Below are 14,177 nucleotides of genomic sequence, written 5' to 3'. Positions count from 1 at the left end.
GCTCGTGTCGGTGATACGGTGCCGCACGTTGATGCAAAGGGGGAGAGATGGCTATCAACAGTGGTGAATACCATCACAATGAAGTAACGGATAAATTAGCAAGTGACTTCGCACAACGTTGTGCTGATTTGTTCAATGTTGAGCCAGAGCAGTTAAATCAAGCCTTGGCGGCTTCATCCAGTGATCAACAAGTAAATCAACTTGCCGCGCAATTAAGTCAGCAGCTGAGCATTGCTCTCGTTGCAGCGCAGCTGGGTCGTGGTGGAGATAGCGCAGAGCTAGACGAATTGCGTAATGAGCTCAGTGCTATTAAAGAGCGCTATGCCAAACAGAATCGTCAGTTACTAGAAGCGCAGCAGGAAAATGCGCAGTATGCCGATGAGCATGTTCAGCTAAAGCAAAAACAACATGAACTGGCGGCATTGAAGCATCGTTTAACGGAGCTTGAGAGCGATAATTACAATTCGCAAAGTGAGCGCCAAGAGTTACTGGATGCCGTAACAGCGTTGCGAGAGGAAAAAACACGGTTGGAGCAAGACAACCAATCGTTGAAGCAGGCGCTTGAGAGCCAACGTCAAAGCAATATGGCGTGGCAAGAAAAACTGCAAGAAGTGTCTTCGCAACAGCAAGGTAACGAGCAGCTCGAACAGCAGCTCACTGATCTGCAAAAAGAAAATGAAGCTGTTGCAGAGCAACTGGCTCACTACGAACAGCTTGTTAGCCGTCAGAATCAGCAACTCTCGGAGCTGTCTGAAAAGCTTAATGAAACAGAGCAGCAAGGTGAAAATCACCAGCTTACTGTTGAGCGCTTACAGCAACTAGGTGAGCAGCTACGTGAACAGCTCAGCGAGGAACAAGCTGCGGTTGCTCAACATAAGGAAGAAAATCAGCAACTCATTGAGCGTTTAGAGCGCCAAGATGCGAGTAGCGGCGATATGGCTCAGCAAATTGAGCAGTCGCAGCAGAAAATCGAGCAACTTACGGCACAGCTGGGCACCATTGATGAGTTGAAGCAGCAAATGCAAGCGCAAAGCGAGCAGCATGAGCAAGCTCTGCAAGAACAAGCGCAACAGCAACAAGCTCAATTTGAACAGCAGCAGCAACAGTGGCAAGCGCGGTTAGAGGAATTAGAGCAGGGCTTAGCTGAGAAGCAATCGCAAACCGAAGAGCTGGATCAACAGAAGCAATCGCTTGCTGAAGAGCTTGAGCAACATAAAGTACGTTGTGAGCAAGAAGAGCAAGAAATTGAAGAGTTGAAGAAGCAAATTCAAGAGCTGACCAACCGCCATCGCGATGAGCGAGAGCGTAATGAAAGCTTGCGTTCACGTATTGATAATGATTCACGACAAGCTCGCCAAGCTTTTGATAGCTTACGTTCTGAGCACATCGAACTCAAAGATGAGCTAGAGCAAGCACAAGAGAAAATGATGGAATACAAACTGAAATTTGACTACGCCCAGAAGCAGCTGCAAAGCGATTCGTAGTGGATTTCAAGTGGGTTAAGGTCTTCGACGCTGAGCACGGCGTCGAGGCCAATATCATTAAAGGTCGCCTACAACATGCTGGTATAGAAAGTCGTTTGACTGGCGAGGCTCTGCAAGGGGCCTTGGGAGAGATCCCTTTCATAGAGGCTGGCGTTGGTGTGTGGGTGTACGATATAAAACTGTCCGCCGCCCAACAAATCTTGTTAGAATATCGACAATCGAAAACATCCGCGCAGAAGTGGCAATGCCACCATTGTCAGCAGTGGAACCCTGCAAGCTTTGATCTGTGTTGGTCCTGCATGAAAGAAAAACATGAACAAGCCCAATAACTTTCAGCGTATTCGTGAGTTGAATACGGTGCAAAAGGCTGCGTTAGCGGCAGCCTTAATGGAACGTATGCTTCCTAACTACTCGCTATTCAGTGATGCCCTTGAATTTGGAGATCCCGCAGTACTCAAAAATGCACTCGCTTTATGTTGGGAAAAAATTCTTTTGCCAAAAAGTAAGATTAGTATCGAGAAGTTAGTCGAGAAAGTTGAGCCAAATGTGCCAGAAGTGTCTGATTTTGATGTCTTCGGTGTATATCCAGCTATCGATGCTGCAACCGCGCTGCTAACGCTTTTGCATGGGATTCAAAGCAAGGATGAGCAAGAGTACGTCAACGTATGCAAGATTGCTCAAGGTACAGTAGCACGATTGATTGAGTATCAGTTTGAGCTGGACGAGCAACCTTATCAAGCCAAAGATGTAAACCAACACCCATTAATGGAATACGAGGTTGGGGTGCTAAGTGAGTTAATTGACTTTGTCTCGGCCTTGAATCGCATTGATAAAGACAATGTTAAAGCCTTGCGCCATCTTGCGCTAGAGGATGGGCACACTAACATTGGTGTAGAAATTTAGCCCAACGCCACATATCACATGCGCTGGTATAAGCGTCCCCAAGCTTGCCCAGCGCGTTTTTCCTTTCGCAACTGCCAGTTATCAGGAGCAGTGAAGTCGGCGTTATTCGCCTCCACTTCCACATACACTAAAGCATCGTCAGCTAGCCAACCATTTTCTTCCAAGGCTTGGGCACATTTATTCGCGAGTCCCTTATTAAAAGGTGGGTCAATAAACGCAATATCATACGCCGCACTGCTTGGTTGAGTTAACAGAGATAACGCATCCCCTTGTTGTACACTCACGTTTAGCATGTCAAGGAGTGCTGCGTTATCGCGTAGTTGCTGTGCTGCTTTAGGCTCCAACTCAATCAGAGTCACTTGTTTGGCAAATCGTGATTGGGCTTCAAACCCTAGGCTGCCGGCACCTGCAAAGCAGTCTAATACCTGGGCATCACGAATATCCATCATGAGCCAATTAAAAACGGTTTCTTTTACGCGATCTGTGGTTGGTCTTAGGCCTTCAATATCATGTACTGGTAACTTTCTGCCTCTATGTTGACCACCAATAATGCGTATTTGCCCTGTTTTTGTTGTGCGTTTATGCGCGGGTTTTGCGGCTTTTCTATTGATGGACATGCATTTACTCACTATATGCTTTTTCCACAGGCTGGGAAAATGGTAATATAACGCGCAATTATAAATAATATTTGTGGCTAACGACAGCTGCTTTAAAAGGCGAGTGCATCGCCATGACTGGAAATATGGTTTCATACAATGGCTAAAAAAAGTAAGTTTCTGTCCTGGTTTGGATTAGGTAAAAAAGAAGAGCAAGCAAAACAAGAAGAACAGGAACGTCTTGCAAAAGAGCAGGCTGAGCGTGAACAGCAGGAGCGTTTAGCTAAAGAACAGGCAGAACGTGAAGAGCAGGAACGTTTAGCGAAAGAGCAAGCTGAGCGTGAAGAGCAGGAGCGCTTAGCTAAAGAGCAGGCAGAACGTGAACTGCAGGAACGTTTAGCTAAAGAACAAGCTGAACGTGAAGAGCAGGAGCGTTTAGCGAAAGAGCAGGCAGAACGTGAAGAGCAGGCAGAACGTGAAGAGCAGGCAGAACGTGAAGAGCAGGAGCGCTTAGCGAAAGAGCAAGCAGAGCGTGAAGAGCAGGAACATTTAGCGAAAGAACAAGCAGAACGTGAAGAGCAGGAACGTTTAGCGAAAGAACGAGCCGAGCGTGAACAGCAGGAGCGCCTAGCGAAAGAACAAGCAGAACGTGAACAGCAGGAGCGCTTAGCTAAAGAGCAGGCAGAACGTGAAGAGCAGGAGCGTTTAGCGAAAGAGCAGGCCGAACGTGAAGAGCAGGAACGTTTAGCGAAAGAACAAGCCGAGCGTGAAGAGCAGGAACGTTTAGCGAAAGAACAAGCCGAGCGTGAACAGCAGGAGCGTTTCGCGAAAGAACAGGCAGAACGTGAAGAGCAGGAACGTTTAGCGAAAGAGCAAGCCGAGCGTGAACAGCAGGAGCGCCTAGCGAAAGAACAAGCCGAGCGTGAAGAGCAGGAGCGCTTAGCGAAAGAGAAAGCAGAGCGTGAAGAGCAAGAACGCTTAGCGAAAGAGCAAGCAGAGCGTGAACAGCAGGAGCGCCTAGCGAAAGAGAAAGCAGAGCGTGAAGAACAAGAACGCCTCGCCCAAGAGCAGGCAGAAAAAACGGCCGTAGTTGAGAAAAAGCCAGGATTCTTCTCACGACTCAAAAAAGGACTATTAAAAACTAAGTCCAACATCGGTTCCGGTTTTGCGTCTATATTTAGCGGCAAAAAAATTGACGATGAATTATTCGAAGAGTTAGAAACACAATTACTAACAGCCGATGTCGGTGTTGATACCACCGTGAAGTTGATTGATAGCCTTACTGATGCAGCAGATCGCAAGCAGCTCAAAGATGGCGAGGCGTTATATGAGCTACTGAAGCAAGAGATGGCAACAATGTTGGCAAGTGCTGAACAGCCATTAAACCTTGAGGGCAAAGATGGACCGTTTGTCATACTTATGGTCGGTGTTAACGGTGTCGGTAAAACCACCACCATAGGTAAGCTTGCTAAACAGTATCAACAACAAGGGAAGTCGGTAATGCTTGCCGCAGGGGATACCTTCCGTGCCGCAGCGGTGGAACAACTGCAGGTGTGGGGAGAGCGTAATGATATTCCCGTTATCGCGCAGCATACCGGAGCTGATAGCGCTTCTGTGGTCTTTGATGCTTTCCAAGCTGCAAAAGCGCGCAATGTTGATGTGCTGATTGCTGACACCGCCGGGCGCTTGCAAAATAAAGACAATCTAATGCAAGAGCTTGAAAAAATAGCGCGAGTGATGAAAAAAATAGACCCTGAAGCGCCCCATGAAGTGATGTTGACCATTGATGCGGGAACAGGTCAAAATGCGATAAGCCAAGTAAAACTATTTGATCAGGCCGTTGGTTTGACCGGTATCACTTTGACTAAACTAGATGGTACGGCGAAAGGGGGAGTCATATTCGCTATAGCCGATCAGTTTAAAACACCTATTCGCTATATTGGTGTGGGTGAAAGCATCGATGACTTGCGCACTTTCAAAAGTGATGACTTTATAGAGGCGCTGTTTAGCAACGAACAATAATTACCCTAACATTGGGAAATAATAACAATGATAAAGTTCCAAGAGGTCAGTAAAACCTATCCGGGGGGGCATCGAGCCTTAGAGAAAATCAGCTTTCATATCGAAAAAGGAGAGCTGGCTTTTCTCACCGGGCACAGTGGCGCCGGTAAGAGTACACTGCTTAAGCTTATTAGCTTAATGGAGCGCCCTTCAGCTGGTAAAGTCGCCATTAATGGCGTAGACCTCGCTGCTATCAAAGCAAAGCAAATTCCATTTGTGCGCCGCGATATAGGTATTATTTTTCAAAATCATCGACTTCTTGAACGTTACTCCGTTTTTGATAATGTCGCGTTACCGCTGATTATTGAAGGGGCCCATCGCAAACAATTAGAAAAGCGTGTCTATGCTGCGTTGGATAAAGTGGGGCTCAGTGATAAAGCCCGCTGTAACCCAACAACTCTCTCTGGGGGTGAACAACAACGGGTGGGCATAGCCCGCGCAATCGTTAACTCCCCACCTTTGTTGCTCGCGGATGAGCCCACGGGTAACTTAGACCCTGAGTTATCGATGGAAATTCTGCAATTATTTGAAGACTTTAACCGCCATGGTACTTCTGTGCTTATCGCCACTCACGACCTTGGTTTAATAGCGCGGATGAAATATCGTAGCCTGACGCTTAAAGAAGGCCGTCTGCTCAGTGATCCACTGGCTCAGGAGGCGCTCTCATGAGTCTATTATTTAAAGGTCGGGAAACTGATTATCAGCGCAAAGGCCACTCGCCCGTTGCACGCATGTACTTCGGTATTATTAATACGATTCGTCAAGGGGTGCAGAGCTTAGGGGAGATGTGGCGTACACCCACCGCATCAATGATGACAATCCTCGTACTGGGACTAAGTTTAACCTTACCTTCTACTTTGTACTTAGTCGTTAAAAATGTACAGAAAGTCAGTAGTGGCTTTGATAATGCAGCGGAGATTTCCTTATTTGTTAAAGAACAAATGTCGGAGCAACAAACACAAAGTTTGGTAAAACGTTTGGCGCTCTATAAAGAAGTTGAAGAAGTGCGCTTTATTAGCAAGCGCCAAGCGCTAGAAGAGTTTAAACAGGTGTCTGGCTTTGCTAATGCGTTAGATTATTTGGATGACAACCCTTTGCCTGATGTGGTGCTGGTCACTCCGGGTGAACGCTACCGTAATGCAGATGCTGCTAATGCGCTACTAGATAAATTACAACAAGAGCGAGAGGTCGACTTTGGTAAGTTGGATATCGAGTGGCTGGAGCGTCTAAATGCAATTTTGAATCTTCTCAAGGAAAGCGTGATCACTATTGCCCTATTATTACTCACTTCTGTCATTCTTATTATTGGCAATACCATTCGTTTGTCTATTATTGATAAGCGCAGTGAAATTCAAGTAATGAAGTTAGTTGGTGCTACCAACGGCTTTATTCAAGCTCCGTTCTTATGGACAGGCATCTGGTATGGCATTATTGGCGGTTTTGTGGCGCTAATTTGCAACCTGCTGATGATGTGGTGGCTAGAGTCGGCCGTTGTGCAAGTGACCGGAATATATCAGTCGAACTTCATTCTAGAAGGGCTCGATGCGAACGAATTCCTCATTCTTATTGGCCTAGCGGTGATCTTAGGATTTAGTGGTTCGTACTTATCTGTGCGTCGGTACATTAAGGAAATTGAACCGGATAAAGTTTAATGGGCTGGCACTGCTTGTAAGCACGGTTGTTTCATCAAGTGATGCTCACAGCTTTGCTTGTGGCAAGTGCGTGAGGCGGTGCTATAGTTCACTTCTAATTCAGGGCTTCTTTGCTAGGTTGAATTTAAAAGTTGTTGTTATTCTTTTGTCATCTTTCTTAGTTACAATTGAATATCTCAACTTATTTTCCTTTTTTATCATTAAGTTAGAGCGCATTAAGAAGATTTGTAGAACTTCTTGATATGCATAAGGTCAAAGGTTACAATGCGATTAGCACTCTCGGTTAAAGAGTGCTAAATTAAATGGACAGATTGATCACCCGAGGTGAAAAATGAGCACGAATTTAAATGCAATGGCATTAACGGTTGGCCAACAAAGCGCGAGCATCGAAGGATATTTGCAGGCTGTTAGCACCATCCCAATGCTCGAGGCCGAGGAAGAACGTCGGTTAGCGACTCGATTACAGCAAGAAGGCGATCTAGAGGCTGCAAAGCACCTGATTATGTCGCATCTGCGTTTTGTCGCCCATATTGCCAAAAGTTACAGTGGTTATGGTTTGCCACAATCAGACCTAATCCAAGAGGGCAACATTGGCCTTATGAAAGCAGTTAAACGTTTCGATCCCAGTGTGGGAGTGCGTTTGGTGTCTTTTGCCGTACACTGGATCAAAGCTGAAATCCATGAATATGTGCTTAAAAACTGGCGCATCGTAAAAGTTGCGACCACTAAAGCGCAGCGTAAACTGTTCTTTAATCTACGCAAAAACAAAAAGCGTCTAGGTTGGTTCAACCAAGAAGAGGTGGCCACAGTGGCCAGCGAGCTAGGCGTTAGTGAAAAAGAAGTACGTGAAATGGAATCACGTATGAGCGGCCAAGATATGGGCTTCGATTTAAGTGCTGACGAAGATGATAGCAGTGTTGGGCAAAGCTATTCGCCAGTGCAATATTTAACTGACAACGCTTCGGATTTAGCCGAAAGTGTAGAGCAGGAGCAATGGCAAGAGCAATCTCATGCACGCTTATTCTCAGCACTGAAAACGCTGGACGATCGTTCGCAGGATATCGTTACATCGCGTTGGCTTGCAGATGAGAAAGCGACACTACAAGAGTTGGCACAAAAATATGAAGTGTCAGCAGAGCGTGTACGCCAGCTAGAAAAAACGGCGATGAAAAAGCTGCAAAATGCGATGGCATAAGTAGTAATACCGTGCTCAAAAAAGGCCAGCTTAGCTGGCCTTTTTCGATCTAAGTAATCTTTTATCAAAGCACTACTTATAGTGTGTTTTTACTTGCACCTATTAATGGTCGCGTTTGACTGCGATATTCGCTAAGGCAACAAGCGCCTCTTTCTCTGCGCTTTCAGGCAAAAAATCCAATGCCGAAATGGCTTTGTCGGCTTCTTGTTGAGCGCGCTGCATAGTGAAATCAAGCGCTTTGGTTTGTGTTAATGTTGCCAAGATATCATCGAGGTAATCTAAGCCATTTCCTTGCTCTATTGCTTCGCGTATTTGTTGTGTCTGCGCCGCTTCGCCATGCTGCATAGCATAAATTAATGGTAACGTCGGCTTACCCTCAGCTAAGTCGTCACCAATGTTTTTGCCCAGCGTGTGGGCGTCGGCGCTGTAATCCAACACATCATCAACGAGCTGGAAAGCGGTACCGAGGTGCATACCGTACAAGCGCATTGCTTCTTCAACGTGTGCATCTTGTTCGGTGATCACTGCCGCTAATTGAGTGGCTGCTTCGAATAGTTTAGCGGTCTTCGAATAGATGACCTGCATATAGCTTTGTTCGGTGGTATCTGGGTCGTTACAGTTCATTAGCTGTAAAACCTCGCCCTCGGCGATAACATTGGTGGCATCGGCCAAGATATCCATGATCCGCATTTGCCCTAACCCGACCATGAGCTGAAAAGAGCGGGTGTAGATAAAATCCCCTACAAGTACGCTGGCTGCGTTACCAAATTCGGCATTAGCGGTAGGTTCGCCGCGACGTAAGTCAGATTCGTCTACCACGTCATCATGTAATAAGGTCGCCGTATGGATAAACTCAACGATAGTCGCTAGGGTGACATGTTTATCGCCTTGGTAACCTAAGGCCCGGGCTGCGAGCAGCGCTAACATGGGGCGTACGCGTTTGCCGCCACTATTTACTATGTATAAACCAAGCTGGTTAACCAGTGCGACGTCAGATTGCATCTGCGCATGTATTAACTGATTGACGCTGTTCATATCGTCAGCGATAAGCGTCTGGATAGCTTTTATATCCATTTAACTCCGTGCCCACTGTCGGTTGTTCAAGGAAATGCGCGATGAATTGTACATGAATTTTTGCCATTGCTCGACACTTTCACAGTAAAGCATCATTTTTATAAGCTTTAGCAGTAAAAATAAGCTAAAGCTAAAAAAAGTGATTAAAAACTGCTTAATCTGCTTGGCAACCGGCTAAAAACAGATAGAATAAGGAAAATTTTTTTCATGTCCTCATCGACGCCATTTTTTCAAGTTTTTATTGAAAAAACAGCTTGTCAAGCCGGGCGTTTTAGCGTAGACTTCGCGCCCTATTGAAGAATATTTAGTTGCGTCGATTTGAGGGCGCACAGACGGAGTTAATTATGTACGCGGTTTTCCAAAGTGGTGGTAAACAGCACCGTGTGACTGAAGGTCAAACAATTCGTCTAGAGAAACTAGACGTAGAAACTGGTGCAGCGGTTGAATTTGACACAGTACTTTTAGTTGCTGATGGTGAGAAAATCGAGATCGGTACCCCGTTCGTAAACGGTGGTAAAGTAACAGCTGAGGTTGTTTCTCACGGTCGTGGCGAGAAAGTGAAGATTGTTAAGTTTAGACGTCGTAAGCACTCTCGCAAGCAGATGGGCCATCGTCAATGGTTCACTGAAGTTAAAATCACTGGCATTAGCGCTTAATTTAGAGGTACAGAAAGATGGCACATAAGAAGGCAGCTGGTAGTACTCGTAACGGTCGTGATTCAGAAAGTAAACGTCTAGGTGTTAAGCGCTTTGGCGGTGAATCAGTTCTTGCGGGTAACATCATCGTACGTCAACGTGGTACTCGTTTCCACGCGGGTTCAAACGTAGGCATGGGTAAAGACCACACACTATTTGCAACATCAAATGGTAAAGTTCAATTCGAACAAAAAGGTCCCCTAGGTCGCAAATACGTAAGCATCGTTGCTGAATAATCAGTAACCCAGCTTACAGAAAAACCCCGCTTTTGCGGGGTTTTTTGTTTTCAATACATATAAACTTGTATAATACAGGTATTCAATCGCAGATCCGCTAAGTGAAAAATCATGAAATTTGTTGATGAAGTCGAAATCCGTGCAGAAGCTGGCGACGGCGGCAGCGGCGTGGTGTCATTCCGACGCGAAAAATATGTCCCAGACGGCGGCCCTGATGGTGGCGACGGCGGTGATGGTGGCAGTGTCTACTTAGAAGCAGACGAAAACCTTAACACCTTAATTGATTACCAATTCGAGCGTTTTCATCGGGCCCAACGTGGTACCAATGGCCAAAGTCGAAATTGTACAGGTAAAAAAGGTGAAGACCTTACCTTGAAAGTGCCCGTCGGCACGCGAGTCACCGATGTTGATACGCAAGAAGGGTTAGGGGATTTAACCAAGCATGGACAGAAACTACTGGTAGCAAAAGGTGGATTTCATGGTCTTGGTAACACGCGCTTTAAATCAAGCACCAACCGTGCACCACGTCAAAAGACCCTAGGAACACCAGGCGAAGTACGTAATCTCAAGCTTGAATTGATGTTGCTTGCTGATGTGGGATTGTTAGGTTTACCTAATGCCGGCAAGTCGACCTTTATTCGCAGCGTTTCCGCAGCCAAGCCGAAAGTGGCCGATTATCCATTTACGACCTTGATACCCAACCTCGGTGTAGTACGCCCGGCCTCTGGGCAGTCATTCGTTATTGCTGATATTCCAGGGCTTATCGAAGGGGCGTCTGATGGTGCCGGTTTAGGGATACGCTTTTTGAAACACTTAGAGCGTTGCCGAGTGTTATTACACATCATCGATGTGTTGCCTGTTGACGGCTCAGACCCTTTAGACAATGCGTTTGCCATTATTAATGAGCTACACCAATACAGCCCTAAGTTGGCTGACAAGCCGCGCTGGTTAGTTTTTAATAAGATTGATTTACTCGATGAAAGCGAAGTAGATGAGGTATGTAACCGCATTGCTAATGAGCTAGGTGTCGAGCATGATATTTATAAAATTTCAGCGGCGAGCGGCTTGAACACCCAAGCGTTATGCCAAGATATTATGCAACTTCTTGAGTCCATGCCGAAAGAAAAATTCGCGCAAGAGCAGGAACAAGAAGAAGTTGAGTTTAAGTGGGACACCTACCACCGTCATGCCACTAAAGACAGTGATGACGATGATTGGGACGATTGGGATGATGACGACTACGACGTAGAGATCATTTACGAACGTTAACAACTGTTATGAAGGGCGCACTTGCGCCCTTTTGTATATAGGATATCTGTAGTGAAAATATCGATGATTGCGGCCATGGCCAAAGGCCGCATAATTGGCAAAGACAACGATATGCCATGGCATCTTCCAGCCGATTTAAAGCATTTTAAGCAAGTGACCTTAGGTAAGCCCGTTATTATGGGTCGTAAGACGCTAGAGTCTATTGGGCGAGCGCTTCCAGGACGACGCAATATTGTCATCACCCGCAACTCAGACTATGCTTTTGAAGGAGCCGAAGTGGTTACGTCGGTGCAACAAGCGCTAGCGCAAGTTGAGGATGTTGAAGAGGTAATGGTCATCGGTGGCGGGCATATCTATGAGCAGTTTTTACCCTTAGCCTCATCCTTATATCTGACCTTTATTGATTTGCAAGTAGAAGGCGACACTCGTTTCCCTGATTATGAGCAAGTTGGCCGGTGGCGCTGTGTAGAGCGGGTTAGCCATAGTAAAGATGCGACGAATCCACATAACTACGAGTTTGTTACACTTAATAAAGAAGTGTGAGTTGATTGATAAAATTAGTGCTTGTTGGTAAACTATTAGTCTACTTTGTAAGAAAAAAGTATTAAAGGGTGCTACAAATGAAATTAATGTCAACGCTTATCGCTACTGCCGTATTAGCTGGAAGTGCGCTGTATACCACTCCTGCAAGTGCGAATGATCGCCTAGCTATTAGTATCTGTGAGTATATTGCTGCAGATGATAAAAACCGTTTACGTAAGACGCTGCGCTCAGCACGCCTTAAGATTCGTGATATCAGCGATGCTGTAAAGTGTAATGGCAACAACCTAGTCCGTCACGCAGTTGCGAGCAACGCAGTTGACACCGGCGAGTACATCATTAAAAGCTTACCGAAAAGTTCACTAGAAGATGGCGCCGATTTAAATTGGGCAACAAGCAATCACGCGGGTTCACCGCTGATCGCAGCCATTAAGGACCGTGCCGGTCTTTAAGCACCGTCTACAAAAAAGAAACCATGGCCAAGTCCATGGTTTTTTTTTGCCTATAATTGGCGATAGCCATTCAGTTCTCTTCCTATACTGAGATAAAATAGCAGTTACGACAACATTTCAGGAAATCAATATGGCAGTTCATGTAATCAATCATCCTCTTGTTCAACATAAACTAGGTTTAATGCGCGAACACGGCATTAGTACCAAAAGTTTTCGTGAGTTAGCATCGGAAGTGGGTACATTACTTACTTATGAGGCAACTCAAAACTTAGAGTTAGAAGATAAAACCATTGATGGATGGCAAGGAAATGAATTGTCAGTGCAAAGCATCAAAGGTAAAAAGATTACCGTAGTGCCTATTTTGCGCGCTGGTTTGGGGATGCTAGAGGGGGTGATGCACCTGATCCCTGCGGCGAAAGTAAGTGTTGTTGGCCTTGAGCGCAATGAAGAAACTTTAGAGCCGGTGCCTTACTTCGAAAAGCTGGTCGGCAATATTGATGAGCGCCTGAGCCTAGTTATCGATCCGATGTTGGCCACCGGTGGCTCAATGATTGCGACCTTAGATATGTTGAAAAAAGCAGGCTGTACACAAATTAAAGTGATCGTGTTAGTCGCTGCCCCAGAGGGGATAGAAAAGACACTGGCAGCACACCCAGATATTGATATTTATACTGCATCAGTTGATAACCACCTCAATGAAAAAGGATACATTGTGCCAGGGCTTGGAGATGCCGGAGACAAGATTTTTGGTACCGTTTAATGACGCCTTTATTTGCACCTAAAACCATCCTCACCGGCGCGCAAATGTTGTTTGTCGCCTTTGGTGCTTTGGTTCTAGTTCCTTTATTAACTGGCCTTGATGCGAACGTCGCATTGTTTACTGCCGGGGCTGGCACATTGGCATTTCAGCTTATTACTCGCGGGCAAGTTCCGGTATTTTTAGCTTCGTCCTTTGCTTTTATCGCACCTATTATTGCCTGTAACCAATTGTATGGCAGTGCCGCTACCATGGGTGCGTTAATGGCTGCAGGTGTCGCCTACATGTTACTGAGCGTACTTGTTCGCTTGAAAGGCACGGACATGCTGCACCGCGTGTTACCACCGGTGGTTGTTGGCCCGGTGATCATGGTTATAGGTTTGGCGCTGGCGCCTGTGGCAGTGAATATGGCCATGGGCAAAAGTGGTGATGGCAGCACCCAATTAGTGGCCTATGATCATGCAATTTGGATATCCATGGCGGCTCTGATGGCAACGCTGGTTTTTGCTGTGTTTGGCAAAGGAGTGTGGCGTTTAGTGCCTATTTTAGCGGGTGTTGTTGTTGGCTACGGCTTGTCGTTGGCCTTTGGCGTAGTCGATTTTGCGGTGATCAACAATGCCCAATGGCTCGCAGTGCCTGCATTCAGCGCGCCAGAATTTAAGTGGCAGGCCGTGGCGTTTATGATCCCTGTGGCCATTGCGCCTGCTATTGAACATATTGGCGATATGATGGCTATTAGTCAGGTTACCGGTAAAGACTACCTAAAAAAACCGGGCTTACATCGCACACTGATGGGAGATGGCGTCGCGACGAGCCTTGCTGCCAGTATTGGCGGACCGCCCAATACCACTTATTCAGAGGTCACCGGTGCAGTGATGCTGACCAAGAACTTCAATCCCAAGGTTATGACTTGGACCGCCGTTATCGCGATTTTGCTGGCGTTTATAGGCAAAATGGGGGCGGGTTTGCAAACTATTCCGGTCCCAGTAATGGGGGGCATTATGATTTTGTTATTTGGCTCTATTGCTGTGGTTGGATTAAAAACCTTATTAAAGGCTGATTTGGATGTGAGTGAACCACGCAACTTAGTGATTATTGCACTTATTTTGGTGTTGGGTATTGGCGGTATGCAAATAGGTGGTAATGAATTTGCCCTGCAAGGCGTTAGCTTGTGCGCCATATTTGGCATTGTGCTCAATCTTGTTTTACCCAGTAAAAAGCAATCGTCAGTGCAAGGCTAGAGCATTTATTCTGAAAATGCGA

The 14,177-nt window shown here is 46.1% G+C and carries 16 protein-coding genes; 14 read left to right on the top strand and 2 right to left on the bottom strand.

Translation table 11 applies throughout. The features are described from left to right. Window positions 1-47: 47 nt before the first annotated feature. Genes EXT46_RS16445 through EXT46_RS16435 form a run of 3 tightly spaced genes read left to right on the top strand, consistent with a single transcriptional unit; the run spans window position 48 to window position 2,387 of the window. On the top strand, window positions 48-1,484 hold the full coding sequence (locus EXT46_RS16445; RefSeq protein ID WP_130148573.1) for a hypothetical protein: 1,437 nt from the start codon (window positions 48-50) through the stop codon (window positions 1,482-1,484). Beyond that, complete coding sequence (locus EXT46_RS16440; RefSeq protein WP_022946475.1) at window positions 1,484-1,813, top strand: DUF2007 domain-containing protein; 330 nt, start codon at window positions 1,484-1,486, stop codon at window positions 1,811-1,813. Before EXT46_RS16445 ends, EXT46_RS16440 begins: the two co-directional genes overlap by 1 nt. Further along, the gene (locus EXT46_RS16435; RefSeq protein WP_053911408.1) at window positions 1,797-2,387 is read left to right on the top strand and encodes a YjaG family protein; all 591 of its coding nucleotides are present in this window, start codon (window positions 1,797-1,799) and stop codon (window positions 2,385-2,387) included. The genes EXT46_RS16440 and EXT46_RS16435 overlap by 17 nt, the downstream gene beginning before the upstream one ends. A gap of 14 nt (window positions 2,388-2,401) precedes the next feature. Here the strand turns inward: EXT46_RS16435 and rsmD are convergent, their stop codons facing one another. Next, window positions 2,402-3,004 (bottom strand): 16S rRNA (guanine(966)-N(2))-methyltransferase RsmD, encoded by a 603-nt coding sequence (gene rsmD / locus EXT46_RS16430; RefSeq protein ID WP_130148571.1) that lies wholly within the window; start codon window positions 3,002-3,004, stop codon window positions 2,402-2,404. A 138-nt stretch (window positions 3,005-3,142) separates the two neighbouring features. Between rsmD and ftsY the strand changes: the two genes are divergently transcribed. The 4 genes from ftsY to rpoH all read left to right on the top strand — a co-directional run bounded on the left by ftsY (window position 3,143) and on the right by rpoH (window position 7,891). After that, complete coding sequence (ftsY, locus tag EXT46_RS16425; RefSeq protein ID WP_130148569.1) at window positions 3,143-5,005, top strand: signal recognition particle-docking protein FtsY; 1,863 nt, start codon at window positions 3,143-3,145, stop codon at window positions 5,003-5,005. Between the two features lie 27 nt (window positions 5,006-5,032). Then, complete coding sequence (gene ftsE, locus EXT46_RS16420; RefSeq protein ID WP_022946369.1) at window positions 5,033-5,713, top strand: cell division ATP-binding protein FtsE; 681 nt, start codon at window positions 5,033-5,035, stop codon at window positions 5,711-5,713. Continuing rightward, window positions 5,710-6,696: a permease-like cell division protein FtsX gene (gene ftsX, locus EXT46_RS16415; RefSeq protein WP_022946368.1), complete on the top strand. Its 987-nt coding sequence runs from the start codon at window positions 5,710-5,712 to the stop codon at window positions 6,694-6,696. The genes ftsE and ftsX overlap by 4 nt, the downstream gene beginning before the upstream one ends. Before the next feature lie 331 nt (window positions 6,697-7,027). Beyond that, a complete protein-coding gene (gene rpoH, locus EXT46_RS16410) occupies window positions 7,028-7,891 on the top strand; it encodes an RNA polymerase sigma factor RpoH (RefSeq protein ID WP_053911402.1) in 864 nt (287 codons plus the stop codon). 102 nt (window positions 7,892-7,993) lie between these two features. Here the strand turns inward: rpoH and ispB are convergent, their stop codons facing one another. After that, complete coding sequence (ispB, locus tag EXT46_RS16405; RefSeq protein WP_130148567.1) at window positions 7,994-8,965, bottom strand: octaprenyl diphosphate synthase; 972 nt, start codon at window positions 8,963-8,965, stop codon at window positions 7,994-7,996. 344 nt (window positions 8,966-9,309) lie between these two features. Between ispB and rplU the strand changes: the two genes are divergently transcribed. The 7 genes from rplU (at window position 9,310) to EXT46_RS16370 (ending at window position 14,155) form a co-directional block, all read left to right on the top strand. Further along, a complete protein-coding gene (gene rplU, locus EXT46_RS16400; RefSeq protein WP_022946364.1) occupies window positions 9,310-9,621 on the top strand; it encodes a 50S ribosomal protein L21 in 312 nt (103 codons plus the stop codon). A gap of 17 nt (window positions 9,622-9,638) precedes the next feature. Continuing rightward, window positions 9,639-9,896, top strand: a complete 258-nt coding sequence (rpmA, locus tag EXT46_RS16395) for a 50S ribosomal protein L27 (RefSeq protein ID WP_022946363.1) — start codon at window positions 9,639-9,641, stop codon at window positions 9,894-9,896. 111 nt (window positions 9,897-10,007) lie between these two features. After that, window positions 10,008-11,165 carry an Obg family GTPase CgtA gene (gene cgtA, locus EXT46_RS16390; RefSeq protein ID WP_045979625.1) on the top strand — a complete coding sequence of 386 codons (1,158 nt, stop codon included), beginning with the start codon at window positions 10,008-10,010 and terminating at the stop codon, window positions 11,163-11,165. Between the two features lie 51 nt (window positions 11,166-11,216). Next, entirely contained in the window at window positions 11,217-11,708 is a 492-nt protein-coding gene (gene folA, locus EXT46_RS16385; RefSeq protein WP_240701156.1) for a type 3 dihydrofolate reductase, read from the top strand. Window positions 11,709-11,785: 77 nt separating this feature from the next. After that, a complete protein-coding gene (locus tag EXT46_RS16380) occupies window positions 11,786-12,157 on the top strand; it encodes a DUF3718 domain-containing protein (RefSeq protein WP_022946360.1) in 372 nt (123 codons plus the stop codon). Between the two features lie 130 nt (window positions 12,158-12,287). Beyond that, window positions 12,288-12,917 carry a uracil phosphoribosyltransferase gene (gene upp, locus EXT46_RS16375; RefSeq protein WP_053911398.1) on the top strand — a complete coding sequence of 210 codons (630 nt, stop codon included), beginning with the start codon at window positions 12,288-12,290 and terminating at the stop codon, window positions 12,915-12,917. Next, entirely contained in the window at window positions 12,917-14,155 is a 1,239-nt protein-coding gene (locus EXT46_RS16370) for a uracil-xanthine permease family protein (protein WP_130148565.1), read from the top strand. Before upp ends, EXT46_RS16370 begins: the two co-directional genes overlap by 1 nt. Window positions 14,156-14,177 lie beyond the last annotated feature (22 nt).

The organism is Pseudoalteromonas sp. CO325X (assembly GCF_004208955.1).
Lineage (GTDB): Bacteria > Pseudomonadota > Gammaproteobacteria > Enterobacterales > Alteromonadaceae > Pseudoalteromonas > Pseudoalteromonas ruthenica.
The sequence above is the reverse complement of the archived record's forward strand: the minus strand, read 5'-3'. Positions and strand labels throughout refer to the sequence as shown.

What these genes read in the sequence shown, in the direction of transcription:
- EXT46_RS16370 (WP_130148565.1), top strand. Translation starts at nt 12,917, where the DNA reads ATGACGCCTTTATTTGCACCTAAAACCATCCTCACCGGCGCGCAAATG.
- EXT46_RS16380 (WP_022946360.1), top strand. Translation starts at nt 11,786, where the DNA reads ATGAAATTAATGTCAACGCTTATCGCTACTGCCGTATTAGCTGGAAGT.
- upp (WP_053911398.1), top strand. Translation starts at nt 12,288, where the DNA reads ATGGCAGTTCATGTAATCAATCATCCTCTTGTTCAACATAAACTAGGT.
- ispB (WP_130148567.1), bottom strand. Translation starts at nt 8,965, where the DNA reads ATGGATATAAAAGCTATCCAGACGCTTATCGCTGACGATATGAACAGC.
- rsmD (WP_130148571.1), bottom strand. Translation starts at nt 3,004, where the DNA reads ATGTCCATCAATAGAAAAGCCGCAAAACCCGCGCATAAACGCACAACA.
- rpoH (WP_053911402.1), top strand. Translation starts at nt 7,028, where the DNA reads ATGAGCACGAATTTAAATGCAATGGCATTAACGGTTGGCCAACAAAGC.
- cgtA (WP_045979625.1), top strand. Translation starts at nt 10,008, where the DNA reads ATGAAATTTGTTGATGAAGTCGAAATCCGTGCAGAAGCTGGCGACGGC.
- rplU (WP_022946364.1), top strand. Translation starts at nt 9,310, where the DNA reads ATGTACGCGGTTTTCCAAAGTGGTGGTAAACAGCACCGTGTGACTGAA.
- EXT46_RS16445 (WP_130148573.1), top strand. Translation starts at nt 48, where the DNA reads ATGGCTATCAACAGTGGTGAATACCATCACAATGAAGTAACGGATAAA.
- ftsE (WP_022946369.1), top strand. Translation starts at nt 5,033, where the DNA reads ATGATAAAGTTCCAAGAGGTCAGTAAAACCTATCCGGGGGGGCATCGA.
- ftsY (WP_130148569.1), top strand. Translation starts at nt 3,143, where the DNA reads ATGGCTAAAAAAAGTAAGTTTCTGTCCTGGTTTGGATTAGGTAAAAAA.
- EXT46_RS16435 (WP_053911408.1), top strand. Translation starts at nt 1,797, where the DNA reads ATGAACAAGCCCAATAACTTTCAGCGTATTCGTGAGTTGAATACGGTG.
- ftsX (WP_022946368.1), top strand. Translation starts at nt 5,710, where the DNA reads ATGAGTCTATTATTTAAAGGTCGGGAAACTGATTATCAGCGCAAAGGC.
- rpmA (WP_022946363.1), top strand. Translation starts at nt 9,639, where the DNA reads ATGGCACATAAGAAGGCAGCTGGTAGTACTCGTAACGGTCGTGATTCA.